At 57.8% G+C, this 11,644-nt stretch carries 12 protein-coding genes; 9 read left to right on the top strand and 3 right to left on the bottom strand.

All coding sequences use genetic code 11. The features are described from left to right. The first annotated feature begins 100 nt into the window (after positions 1-100). The 4 genes from rpoH to ACR3EM_RS07150 all read left to right on the top strand — a co-directional run bounded on the left by rpoH (position 101) and on the right by ACR3EM_RS07150 (position 3,351). Positions 101-997 (top strand): RNA polymerase sigma factor RpoH, encoded by an 897-nt coding sequence (gene rpoH / locus ACR3EM_RS07165; RefSeq protein WP_480470106.1) that lies wholly within the window; start codon positions 101-103, stop codon positions 995-997. 141 nt (positions 998-1,138) lie between these two features. Next, complete coding sequence (locus tag ACR3EM_RS07160) at positions 1,139-2,113, top strand: Gfo/Idh/MocA family protein (RefSeq protein WP_480470105.1); 975 nt, start codon at positions 1,139-1,141, stop codon at positions 2,111-2,113. 56 nt (positions 2,114-2,169) lie between these two features. After that, positions 2,170-2,439: a DksA/TraR family C4-type zinc finger protein gene (locus ACR3EM_RS07155; protein ID WP_480470104.1), complete on the top strand. Its 270-nt coding sequence runs from the start codon at positions 2,170-2,172 to the stop codon at positions 2,437-2,439. A 15-nt stretch (positions 2,440-2,454) separates the two neighbouring features. Continuing rightward, on the top strand, positions 2,455-3,351 hold the full coding sequence (locus ACR3EM_RS07150) for a DMT family transporter (protein ID WP_480470103.1): 897 nt from the start codon (positions 2,455-2,457) through the stop codon (positions 3,349-3,351). A gap of 28 nt (positions 3,352-3,379) precedes the next feature. Here ACR3EM_RS07150 and ACR3EM_RS07145 read toward each other — a convergent pair whose 3' ends face one another. The 3 genes from ACR3EM_RS07145 to ACR3EM_RS07135 form a co-directional block, all read right to left on the bottom strand. After that, positions 3,380-5,200, bottom strand: a complete 1,821-nt coding sequence (locus ACR3EM_RS07145) for a M3 family oligoendopeptidase (protein ID WP_480470102.1) — start codon at positions 5,198-5,200, stop codon at positions 3,380-3,382. 79 nt (positions 5,201-5,279) lie between these two features. Then, positions 5,280-6,251 (bottom strand): alpha/beta fold hydrolase, encoded by a 972-nt coding sequence (locus ACR3EM_RS07140; protein WP_480470101.1) that lies wholly within the window; start codon positions 6,249-6,251, stop codon positions 5,280-5,282. After that, complete coding sequence (locus ACR3EM_RS07135; RefSeq protein WP_010439389.1) at positions 6,251-6,541, bottom strand: SCP2 sterol-binding domain-containing protein; 291 nt, start codon at positions 6,539-6,541, stop codon at positions 6,251-6,253. Before ACR3EM_RS07135 ends, ACR3EM_RS07140 begins: the two co-directional genes overlap by 1 nt. A 30-nt stretch (positions 6,542-6,571) precedes the next feature. On the opposite strand from ACR3EM_RS07135, the gene ACR3EM_RS07130 reads away from it, so the two are divergent. The 5 genes from ACR3EM_RS07130 to ACR3EM_RS07110 all read left to right on the top strand — a co-directional run bounded on the left by ACR3EM_RS07130 (position 6,572) and on the right by ACR3EM_RS07110 (position 11,585). Next, a complete protein-coding gene (locus tag ACR3EM_RS07130) occupies positions 6,572-7,180 on the top strand; it encodes a tetratricopeptide repeat protein (RefSeq protein ID WP_480470100.1) in 609 nt (202 codons plus the stop codon). A 23-nt stretch (positions 7,181-7,203) separates the two neighbouring features. Further along, positions 7,204-10,014, top strand: coding sequence for a helicase-related protein (locus ACR3EM_RS07125; protein ID WP_480470099.1), 2,811 nt, complete (start codon positions 7,204-7,206; stop codon positions 10,012-10,014). A 6-nt stretch (positions 10,015-10,020) separates the two neighbouring features. Next, positions 10,021-10,386 carry an RNA-binding S4 domain-containing protein gene (locus ACR3EM_RS07120; RefSeq protein ID WP_480470098.1) on the top strand — a complete coding sequence of 122 codons (366 nt, stop codon included), beginning with the start codon at positions 10,021-10,023 and terminating at the stop codon, positions 10,384-10,386. A gap of 66 nt (positions 10,387-10,452) precedes the next feature. After that, a complete protein-coding gene (gene fdxA / locus ACR3EM_RS07115) occupies positions 10,453-10,791 on the top strand; it encodes a ferredoxin FdxA (protein ID WP_010439399.1) in 339 nt (112 codons plus the stop codon). 284 nt (positions 10,792-11,075) lie between these two features. Beyond that, positions 11,076-11,585 carry a CarD family transcriptional regulator gene (locus ACR3EM_RS07110; protein WP_170792284.1) on the top strand — a complete coding sequence of 170 codons (510 nt, stop codon included), beginning with the start codon at positions 11,076-11,078 and terminating at the stop codon, positions 11,583-11,585. Positions 11,586-11,644: the final 59 nt, after the last annotated feature.

Raw genomic sequence — 11,644 nt, 5'->3', positions numbered from 1 at the left:
GGTTAATTTCAGACTGGTAGTTGATCCTCTTGAATATGTCGGGTCCGGTACCCATATCCCATGTTAAGGGCTTAAACATTTGTCCAAGGGACGGAAATAAATGGCAAATTACTCAAATCTTCCGGCACCGACACCCGAGGGTGGTCTTAACCGCTATATGCAGGAGATTCGCAAGTTTCCCCTGCTGGAGCCGGAAGAGGAATATATGCTGGCCAAGCGCTGGGTCGAGGAACAGGATACCGAGGCCGCGCATAAAATGGTCACATCGCATCTGCGTCTCGCGGCCAAGATCGCCATGGGATATCGCGGCTATGGTCTGCCGCAGGCTGAGGTGATTTCCGAGGCCAATGTGGGCCTGATGCAGGCGGTCAAGAAATTCGACCCCGAAAAAGGCTTCCGGCTGGCAACCTATGCCATGTGGTGGATTCGCGCCTCGATTCAGGAATATGTCCTGCGGTCGTGGTCGATGGTGAAGCTGGGTACAACCTCGGCCCAGAAGAAGCTGTTCTTCAACCTGCGTAAGGCCAAGGCCCGCATCGGTGCGTTGGAAGAGGGCGATATGCGTCCCGAAAACGTTGCCAAGATTGCCCAAGACCTCGGCGTGACCGAGGAAGAAGTGATCAGCATGAACCGCCGGATGTCCGGTGGCGATGCCTCGCTGAACGCGACTGTAGGGTCCGAAGGTGAAGGCACCATGCAATGGCAGGACTGGTTGGAGGATGAAGACGCTGACCAGGCGGGTGACTATGAAGCGCGGGATGAGCTTGAAGCCCGTCGAGAATTGCTAGCCGCTGCGTTGGATGTGCTGAATGATCGCGAAAAAGACATTCTGACCCAGCGCCGATTGATGGATCAGCCTGTGACGCTTGAGGAACTCAGCACGCAGTACAATGTCAGCCGCGAGCGTATTCGCCAGATCGAAGTGCGCGCGTTCGAGAAGTTGCAGAAAAAGATGCGTGAGCTGGCGCGTGAAAAAGGCATGCTGGGCTCGGTCTGATCCTGTCGCACTGTTGAAACAACAACCGGCCTGACGTGCTCAGGCCGGTTTTCTTTTTGGCTAGGATGGCTGAGCGCATGACAGGAATGTCCTGCACTGATAATGATGCGATAGCACTAACGAGGCAGGGGGGGAGCGATCATGCAAAAACCGGTTCAATGGGGCATTCTGGGGGCCTCGAAATTTGCGCGTCAGCATATGGGGCCAGCAATTCACACAGCCCAGGGCGCGCGCCTTTCCGGCCTGGCGACCTCTGATCCTTCCAAGGCCGAACCGTTCCAGCAATTCTGCCCCGATCTTAGCGTTTATCAAAGCTATGATGACCTGCTGGCTGATCCGTCGATTGATGCTGTCTACATTCCATTGCCCAATCACCTGCACGTGGAATGGAGCCTCAAGGCGCTGGATGCAGGCAAGCATGTCTTGTGCGAAAAGCCGATGACCATGCGTGCCGACGAATTCGATCAGTTGATCGCCAAACGCGATCAGACTGGTCTGCTGGCCGCTGAGGCATACATGATCGTACATCACCCGCAATGGCAGCTGGCTTGTAAACTGATTGCTGAGGGGGCGATCGGAAAGCTTGTGCACGTAACCGGCGTGTTCAGCTATGACAATCGCGCGGACAAAGGCAATATTCGCAATCGTCCAGAGACCGGCGGCGGCGGATTGCGCGACATCGGCGTCTACGTGATTGGCAGCGCGCGATATGCAACGGGGCAGGAGCCGACCTCGGTCAGCGGAGCCATCCGGTGGGAGAATGACGTTGATGTCTTCACCGAAATTCGCGCGCAGTTTCCCGACTTTACCTACTCCAGCTATGTCTCAACCCGGATGCATCCCCACCAAGAGATGGAGTTTCACGGTGAGGGCGGTGTGATCCGCCTGACCGCGCCTTTCAATGCGCGCGTCTTTGGCGAAGCACGGGTCGAATTGCATCGCCCCGGCCTTGATATGCAAGTGACCCGCTTCCCCGGTGACAACCACTATAAATTGCAGGTCGAGGCGTTTGGTCGGACGATACGCGAAAGCGCAGAATATCCTTGCCCTTTGGAATTTGTGCGCGGCACGCAAGAGGTGATCGATCAGGTCTTTGACAACGCCGTATCGCTGTAGCTTGCCTCGGGCCGGGCGTATCGACTATTCTGCTTCGACTGGATCAGGAGGGCTCCATGGCCGGTGGTTGGGCGCGCGACGGCGCGGTGAGCGAACAAATCGAAGCATCGATCTCGGACGAGTTGGCGCGGATGCAGGCGCAAAAACGTCCCGTGGGCGAAAGCCTGACCCATTGTGCTGAATGCGAAGAGCCGATCCCCGAGAAGCGCCGCACCGCTCTGCCAGGTGTTAAGCTATGTCTGGACTGCCAGCAGGAGCGTGACAGCAGTTTCAAGGCGCGTGGCGGGATCAATCGACGCGGATCGAAGGACAGCCAATTGAAATAGCGCTTGGAGCAACCGGTGCAGGATCAGTCGCAGAAAAATTCAGTGCTGCAATACGGTTTGGTTCTTGGCTTTCTCGCCGCGTTCTTGTGGGGCACGCATAGTGTAATCGTGCGATACCTGACCAGCGATCTGGGTGGATTGCAGATCGCTGTATCTCGGCTATTCATTGCGGCCCTAGCGATGTACTGCATGTTACGCCTGATGGGGGCGCAAGTTTCTATCCGGTTTGGAGATTGGAACTTCCGGTTGGCGGTGTTGTCGACGGTAGTGAACTATATTCTCTTCCATATCGGTCTGGAGCACACCGGCGCCGCAAATGCGATGGTGCTTGAGAATACCGCGCCGTTCTTTGTGTTAATATTCCTGTACTTCTTCGCCGACACACCTGTCGGCCGCACCGAGGTTCTGGCGACGCTGCTGGCGATATTGGGCGTGGTTTTCACCGTCTATCGTGACTTTGAAGGCGGAGGTGAGCCCTTGCTGGGCGATCTGATGGAGATCGGGGCAGGGCTCAGCTGGGCAGTGTTCCTGATCTCAAGCAGCCGGGCAATGCAGTCTTCGGAAACAACCGCAGAAAGGTTGAGTTTCCTGTTTGGGATCTTCCTGTGTTCCGGAGTGCTGTTGGTACCGCTCGCGGCCTTCTCGCTGCAGATGCCCACCGCCAATGATCTGGTTTTCCTGTTCCTGCTTGGCGTTCTGCCCACCGCACTTGCCTACTATCTTTGGTATGAGGCCGCTGCGCGGGTATCGACGCTGACGGCAACACTGCTGTTCGCAGCATCGGTTGTGTTCACCTTTATAAATTCGGCGCTGTTCCTTGGCGCGACCATCACACCTCTGGCCGTTGTCGGGGCGGTCTTAATTGTCGCCGCAATCTTTCTGACCACGATGACGAAGGCCAAAGATGAATGAGGCGGCCCGTAGTGGCCGCCTCATCCATTTAGCTTTCCATCGCTTCCAATTCGTCAATGAAGCCTGAAATCATCGACAAGCCCTTGTCCCAGAACTCCGGGTCGCTGGCGTCCAACCCGAACGGGGCCAGAAGCTCTTTGTGGTGCTTTGATCCACCGGCGCGCAGCATCTCAAAATATTTGTCTTCGAACCCGTCGGCCCCGCTTTCGTAAACCGAGTAGAGCGCATTCACGAGGCCGTCGCCAAAGGCGTAGGCGTAGACATAGAAAGGCGAGTGGACGAAATGAGGGATATAGGCCCAGAAAGTCTCATACCCGTCCATGAATTCGAACGCGGGCCCAAGGCTTTCGGCCTGAACGCTCATCCACAGCGCGTTGATGTCATCGGGGGTCAACTCACCTTCGCGTCGCGCCGCGTGCAGTTTGCACTCGAAGTCATAGAACGCGATCTGGCGAACAACCGTGTTGATCATATCCTCGACCTTTCCCGCCAGCAGCACCTTGCGCTGTTCCGGCGTTTCGGCCTTATCCAGCATCTTGCGGAAAGTCAGCATCTCCCCGAAGACTGAAGCGGTTTCCGCCAGCGTCAGTGGGGTCGACGACAGCATCTCTCCTTGATCGGCGGCCAGCACCTGATGTACGCCGTGACCAAGCTCGTGTGCCAAGGTCATCACGTCGCGCGGTTTGCCCAGATAGTTGAGCATCACGTAGGGATGAACTTCGGTGACGGTGGGATGGGCGAACGCACCCGGAGCCTTGCCGGGCTTCACCGCCGCGTCGATCCAACCTTTCGAGAAGAAAGGGGCCGCGATTTCGCCCATGCGCGGATCAAAGGCGTTGTAGGCATCCATCACCATCTTCTCGGCTTCGTCCCAGTCGACGATGCGGGTATCTTCCATTGGCAACGGCGCGTTACGGTCCCAGACCTGCATGACGTCCAGACCCAGCCATTTGCGCTTTAACTCATAATAACGATGGCTCAGCTTGGGGTAGGCGGCCACGACAGCCTCGCGCAGAGCCTCCACAACTTCGGGCTCGACGTCATTGGACAGATGGCGACCGGTTTGAGCGGTTGGCATGTTGCGCCAGCGGTCGACGATCTCTTTTTCTTTGGCTTGCGTGTTATGAACGCGCGCGAAAGTTTTGATATTGCTTTGGAAAACGCTGGCCAGCTCACGCGCGGCGGCCTCGCGTTTGGCGCGGTCCTGTTCCGTCAGCAGATTCAACGTGCCTTCGATATTCAGTTCCTCGCCATCGACGGTGAAGGTCAAGCCCGCGATGGTTTCGTCGAACAGACGTTCCCAAGCGTCACCTACAACGCCGAGGTCGTGCAGGAACTTTTCCAACTCGTCGGACAGCTGATAAGGCTTCATCGCACGGATGCGGCGGAACACGGGTTCGTACCGCGCCAGATCAGCATTGGCGTCGAAATGCGCCTGCAGCACATCATCGTCTATGCGGTTGATTTCAAGCGTGAAGAAGACCAGCGGCGTGGTAAAGACGGTGATCTTCTCCTGCATATCCGACAGGAACTTGGCGCGATCTGCATCAGTGGTCAGCTGGTAATAGCGCAGGCCCGCAAAAGACATAATCCGTCCAGCGATGGCGTTGATCTTTTCGTTGCGCAGTACGCAGGTCAGTAGACCAGCGGCATCCAGATCGGCCAGCTTGCCCTCATAATCCGCGGCAAAGGACGCACATTCGCCTTCCAGCCAATCCAGATCGCGGGACAGTTCTGGTGCGTCTTCCGAGGCATAGAGATCCGTCAAATCCCATTCCGGCAGATTGCCCAGATCATCGGAACCGCCGCTGGCATTTGCGTCACGGACGGGAAAGGGTAGGTCGCGCATGGATCACCTCGAATAAATAGCTTTGGCAAACATCTAGGCCCGGCGCACCCGGATCACAAGCAACCTGTAGGCCGATGCCTTAGTGACAGGGCTCGGGTTTCGGCTTTGCGCTGGCTGCCAAGAAATGCGCGGCCAATTGGTCAAACACTGGCCCGCGCACGTCGGGTCCTTCCATCAAAACCTCGTGTTCGCCGTCGGGTATCTCGACCAGAGTACCGCTGGGCCAGTTCGCCATGCGGGCACGGATCGCCTTGCGGTCGACGATCTGTTCATGGCTTCCGAGGAAGGTCAGGGCAGGGATGTCGGGCGCGGTCTGTTCCATCAGCCAGACGCATTCGTCCAGCGCCTCGCGCAGCCAGATCGTGGATGGTGCACCCAAAGCCAGTTCCGGATGCGCAGCCAACTGGTCCCGCATCATCTGGTACATCTCGGGATCGCGGGTCAGAACGTTCCCTTCGAAGGGTTGCGAGACCACATAGCTTTCCAGTGACGTTGTAGGCGGAGTTTTCTCACCCAATCCCAATCGCGGTCCCCAATAGGCGGTCAATTGGCTAAGCGGCTTCATGATCGGCGTGAAGAAAATGCCCCACATCGGCCCCGTGAAGGCGCAGGCGGTGAAGTCAGAACCTTCCAGCACGGCGCGCAGCCCAATGGCTCCGCCCATCGAATGACCGATCACGTACCAGGGTTTGGGCAGCTCAAGACGTTCTGCCATCTCGAGCACCGCGCGAACATCATGCTGGTAATCGGTGAACTGTTCGATATGTCCGACACGCGCATCTGGTAACAGACGATCCGCAAGGCCCTGACCTCGCCAATCTATGGACATGCTGGCAAAGCCGCGACTCATGAATTCTTTGGCTGCGTTGCCATATTTTTCGATATACTCCGTACGGCCGGGGAACAGCATCACCGTACCGCGCGCGTCATCATCGGGGCGCCAATGCGCCACCCGGATGCGTTTGCCGTCTTCGGTGGTCAGCCAATGCGCCACACCACCGGCAGGGCCGCCGGCCACGTCTTCGAATAAGGGGGCCGGCGTATACTCCATCAGGCCAGTACCGAGGCGAGTTTCATGGCAATACCCATGTCGCCATCTACGCTCAGCTTGCCGGACATGAAGGCCCCGGTCGGGTTTAGGTCACCGCTGAGGATCTGCTCGAACGTATCTGCATCAGCGCTGAGGGTCACATCAGCTTCGTCATCGCTGACCCGCGCACCGCTTGCGTCCAGAATGATTGACCCCAGATCGGCGATTGCAAATTTGGCTGACGCGTCGAAATCACCGCCCGACAGTTTCTCATTCAATGCCGCCGCGGCTTTTTCCAGAATATCGCTCATGGTCTTCCTCATATTGTTCATGCGCCGTGAATGGACATCCCCGGTCGCTACGCTACACTGACCATTGTTATGGGTATTGCAATCAACAATCTCAAAGGTACCGTCGCGGCACTTGCTGCGATAGTCACGTTTTCCACCACTTGCGCTGCGCAAGAGGCGGATTCGCGGGATGAGGCGGTGCTGCTGCAACAACTGGCGCAATCGACGCCCGAGCAAGCCATCGGTCTTGATCGGCAATTGCAGGCGTTGTGGTCGTTGTCGGGATCGGCCTCGGCGGATTTGCTGTTGGAGCGTGGACGCGAGGCGCTTGAGGATGGCGATGTCGAAGCCGCGTTGGATCATCTGACCGCACTCACGGATCACGCGCCTGAATTTGCTGAAGGCTGGCACGTGCGCGCCTCGGCCTTCTTTGGTATCGATCGGTTTGGAATGGCGGCGGCGGATCTTGAGCATGCTTTGACTCTCAATCCGAACAATTATGAGGCCATTTACGGCCTCGGCCTGATCTTCGAGATCGTTGGAAAGCCCGAACAAGCGCTTGATGCCTATTCGCGTGCGCTGGCTATACATCCCCACCACGAAGAAGTAACCAATGCCGTGAATCGGCTGAAGCCTCAGGTTGAAGGCAAGGCGCTGTAAGTCTCAGGGCGCAGGGGGCAAAGGTGAGCGGGTCATCCCGAATCGTGGCCGTACTTGGCCCAACGAACACAGGTAAAACTCACTACGCGATTGAACGTATGCTGGGGTACCGGACCGGTGTCATCGGCCTGCCTCTGCGTCTGCTCGCGCGTGAGGTTTACGACAAGATCGTCGCTATTCGCGGCCCATCGGTTGTCGCGTTGGTGACGGGTGAGGAACGGATCGTACCGCCCCGGACGCAATATTGGGTTTGCACGGTCGAAGCTATGCCCGAGGGCATGGGTGCGGATTTCGTAGCCATCGATGAAATCCAGCTCTGTGCTGATCCCGAACGTGGCCATGTGTTCACTGACCGCCTGCTACGCGCCCGTGGGACAAACGAGACTCTGTTCTTGGGGTCCGACACGATGCGCGGCGCGATCGCTGCGCTTGTGCCCGAGGCGCAGTTTGTCCGGCGCGAGCGGATGTCGCAGCTTGTCTACTCCGGGTCCAAGAAGATCAGCCGGATGCCCCCACGCAGTGCCATCGTCGGGTTTTCGGTCGAAAACGTATATGCCATCGCTGAACTGCTTCGCCGTCAAAAGGGTGGGGCGGCTGTGGTCATGGGCGCGCTCAGCCCGCGTACGCGCAACGCGCAGGTGGATTTGTACCAGAATGGCGAAGTCGACTATCTGGTCGCCACCGATGCTATCGGAATGGGCCTGAATCTGGATGTGAACCATGTGGCGTTCTCGTCCCTGACCAAATTCGACGGGCGGCGGATGCGGCCTCTGGCGCCAAATGAACTGGCGCAGATCGCTGGCCGGGCCGGGCGCGGCATGTCCGACGGCACCTTTGGTGTGACCGGCGAGGCCCCGCCGCTGGATGAGGGCGTCGCGCAGGCCATCATGGACAGCCGATTTACGCCGATGAAAAAGCTGAACTGGCGGAATGCTGCTTTGCGCTTTGGTTCTATCGAAGCGCTGATCGAGTCGCTTGAGGTCAGCCCCGATAGTGAAAACCTGATCAAAGCGCGCCCCGCCGACGATCTGAACGTATTGAAATCGCTGTCGCAGATTACCGAAATCATGGCCCGTGCCAGCGATGGCCAATCCGTCCGCTTGCTCTGGGATGTGTGCAGAATCCCCGATTTTCGTGGCATCAGCCACGCGGAACATGCCAGCCTGCTCGAAGTGATCTATGGCCACCTGCACGAACGCCAATCCATCCCCGACGATTTCATGGCGCGGCAAATCCGCCGCATCGACCGAACGGACGGAGATATTGATGCGCTCTCCAAAAGGTTGGAATATATTCGCACCTGGACATATGTTGCGCAACGAAACGGCTGGGTGCGTGACGAATCGCATTGGCGTGAGGAAACACGCACTGTAGAAGACAGGCTGTCGGACGCTCTGCATGACCGTCTGACTCAGAGATTTGTGGACCGGCGCACATCCGTCTTGCTGCGCCGGCTCAAACAGAAGGAGGCCCTTTTGGCCGAAGTAAATGACAAGGGTGAAGTGACCGTCGAAGGCGAATTCGTAGGTCGTCTGGAAGGGTTCCGGTTTACACCGGACAAAAGCGCGCAAGGAGCTGAGGCGAAAGCTTTGAAATCGGCCTCCCTGCAGGCTCTCGCGCCGCAATTCCATCTGCGTGCCGACCGCTTCTACAACGCGCCCGATACCGAAATTGATTTCACCGATCAGGGTGGCCTGATGTGGGGCGAATATGCCGTCGGCAAACTGATTGCCGGGGCCGAGCCGCTCAAGCCGATGGTCGAGGTTTTTGTGGATGAAGCCGCAGGGCCAGATGTCGAGCAAAAAGTGCAACGCCGTCTGCAACATTTCATCGACCGCAAAGTGGCCGCGCTGTTCGAGCCGCTGCTGAACCTGTCGCGGGACGAGGAACTGTCCGGTCTGGCCAAAGGTTTCGCCTTCCGTATGGTCGAAGCGCTGGGCGTTCTGCCCCGCGCGCAGGTCGCGCAAGAGGTCAAGGATCTGGATCAGGACGCCCGTGGCGCGCTGCGCAAGCACGGCATCCGCTTTGGCCAGTTCACCATCTTCATGCCACTGTTGCTGAAACCTGCGCCCACGCGCCTGCGTCTTGTGCTGTGGGCGCTGTCCAGTAGTCTGCAGGAATTCCCCGAAGCACCGCCTCCGGGTCTGGTCACTGTACCGGTCGCCAAGGATGCGCCGCAGGGCTACGACACCATGTGCGGTTATCGCGACGCGGGCGAACGCTCGATCCGGATCGACATGCTGGAACGTCTGGCCGATATGTTGCGATCCGAGGACAGCCGGGGTGGGTTCGAAGCCAAACCCGACATGCTGTCGATCACTGGTATGACGCTAGATCAGTTCGCCGATCTGATGCAGGGCCTGGGATACAAGGCCGAACGCGGCGAGCGTGAAAAGGTTAAAACGGTCGTCGCAGAACAGCCTGTGGCAGAGGCGGCGGAGCAACCTGCGGTCGAAGAGACTCCTGCACCAGAGGCTGCAACGGAAGAGGTTGGCGCACCTGCCGAGGCATCGGCCGAGGCCCCCGAAAGCACCGAAGCGGCAGCCGAGGCCCCCGCTGCGGAACCAGCATCGGATGAGCCGGAGGTAGAGGTGTTCTATACCTTTACCTGGGGCCGTCAGCGCCAGCAAAATCGCGGCCCGCGCCGCGAGCAAGGGCAGGGCAAGGGCAAACCACGTGGTAAGCCGCAGGATGGTCGTAGACCGCAGGGCAAGAAGGGCGGCAAGCCGCAGGGTGCCAAGAGCTTCTCGTCACGTCCTCCGAAAAAGGAAAAGGCAATTGATCCTGACAACCCATTCGCCGCCGCGCTGATGGGTTTGAAGGACGGCAACTGACCGACAATGGCCGAGGCCAAGCTGCGGATTGATAAATGGTTATGGCAGGCGCGGTTCTTTAAGACCCGTAGCCTGGCCGCCAAACAGGTCAGCGGCGGACATGTCAGATTGAACGGAAACCGGGTGCTGAAACCAGCGCAAGCCGTGGCACCCGGAGACGTTCTGACCTTCCCGCAGGGGCGGATCGTCCGCGTGGTTCGTATCGAAAAGCTGGGTGAACGCCGTGGTCCAGCGCCTGAGGCGCAAACATTGTACTTCGATATGACTGAAAAACAGGATGCACCGCCCAAGAATCCGGGTTTTGAGGGAAAAGGTCGCCCAACCAAGAAAGAAAGGCGCGCGCTTGATCTTTCTCGCACCTCAAAGGGGTGATCTTCTCTTGAAGAGGCGGGCAGACTGAATTAGCTAGTCGCCCAAAGCGCACATGGGAACCATACAATGACCTACGTTGTCACCGAAAACTGCATTGGCTGCAAATACACCGACTGTGTCGAGGTATGTCCGGTGGACTGTTTCTACGAAGGCGAGAACACTCTGGTCATTCACCCTGATGAGTGCATCGACTGTGGCGTCTGTGAGCCTGAGTGCCCTGCAGATGCCATCCGCCCTGACACCGAGCCGGGCATGGAGCAATGGGTTGAGTTCAACCGGAAGTATTCGGAAATGTGGCCGGTGATCGTCACCAAGAAAGACCCGTTGCCCGAGGCCGAAGAACGCGATGGCGAAGAAGGCAAGATGGAGAAGTATTTCTCCGAAGCGCCCGGCGAAGGCGGTTAAGCGATTCGGTGGTCAAGTAAAGCCGTATCCGCGCCAATCGACACATTATCGCATTGAGATAAGGCGATTTTTCTGCCTTTGATCAGGGCCGGTCTTTTGAGTGTCGCAATTTTGTGATATACTTAAGCCTGAATGATGACTGTGATGGGGACGTGCTCCGTAAGTATGCTCACTATGGAGTCCTGATTTTGTGACAATAGATGCGCCTGACGAGGCCGTGCTGGGCCTCGGCTGGGGTGTTTTTGTTGTCTCATATCCCCGTCCATAACGAAGGATGTATCTGAATGTCGAAGTCGAAAAAGCTTGAGTTCCGCCCGAACGATTATGTTGTTTACCCCGCCCATGGCGTGGGGCAGATCATATCGATCGAGGAACAGGAAGTCGCGGGCTTCTCGCTTGAGCTGTTCGTGATTTCCTTTGAAAAGGACAAGATGACACTGCGGGTTCCGACCAACAAGGTCACCGAATCCGGTCTGCGCTCGCTCAGCTCTCCGGATGTGATCTCTCAGGCGATGAAAACGCTGAAAGGCAAAGCCAAGGTGAAACGCGCCATGTGGTCGCGCCGGGCGCAGGAATATGAACAGAAAATCAACTCGGGTGATCTGATCTCGATCGCTGAAGTTGTTCGTGACCTGCATCGCACCGACGACCAGCGCGAGCAGAGTTATTCCGAGCGTCAGCTGTATGAAGCCGCGCTTGAGCGTCTGACCCGCGAAGTGGCTGCGGTGTCCGGTGCGGATGAGATTTCTGCCGCCAAACAGGTCGACGAAGTTCTGACCTCGCGCGCAGCCTGATCACGATCAAACTCTTTCATGGGCCGTCTCGATATCCGGGGCGGCCCTTTTTTGTGGTC

Source organism: Ruegeria sp. AH3, from assembly GCF_056536265.1.
This window is presented reverse-complemented; position numbering and strand designations above follow the sequence as displayed.

Coding starts and splice junctions, on each gene's coding strand:
- fdxA (WP_010439399.1), top strand. CDS start 10,453: ATGACCTACGTTGTCACCGAAAACTGCATTGGCTGCAAATACACCGAC.
- ACR3EM_RS07120 (WP_480470098.1), top strand. CDS start 10,021: ATGGCCGAGGCCAAGCTGCGGATTGATAAATGGTTATGGCAGGCGCGG.
- ACR3EM_RS07155 (WP_480470104.1), top strand. CDS start 2,170: ATGGCCGGTGGTTGGGCGCGCGACGGCGCGGTGAGCGAACAAATCGAA.
- ACR3EM_RS07130 (WP_480470100.1), top strand. CDS start 6,572: ATGGACATCCCCGGTCGCTACGCTACACTGACCATTGTTATGGGTATT.
- ACR3EM_RS07160 (WP_480470105.1), top strand. CDS start 1,139: ATGCAAAAACCGGTTCAATGGGGCATTCTGGGGGCCTCGAAATTTGCG.
- ACR3EM_RS07135 (WP_010439389.1), bottom strand. CDS start 6,541: ATGAGCGATATTCTGGAAAAAGCCGCGGCGGCATTGAATGAGAAACTG.
- ACR3EM_RS07140 (WP_480470101.1), bottom strand. CDS start 6,251: ATGGAGTATACGCCGGCCCCCTTATTCGAAGACGTGGCCGGCGGCCCT.
- rpoH (WP_480470106.1), top strand. CDS start 101: ATGGCAAATTACTCAAATCTTCCGGCACCGACACCCGAGGGTGGTCTT.
- ACR3EM_RS07145 (WP_480470102.1), bottom strand. CDS start 5,200: ATGCGCGACCTACCCTTTCCCGTCCGTGACGCAAATGCCAGCGGCGGT.
- ACR3EM_RS07110 (WP_170792284.1), top strand. CDS start 11,076: ATGTCGAAGTCGAAAAAGCTTGAGTTCCGCCCGAACGATTATGTTGTT.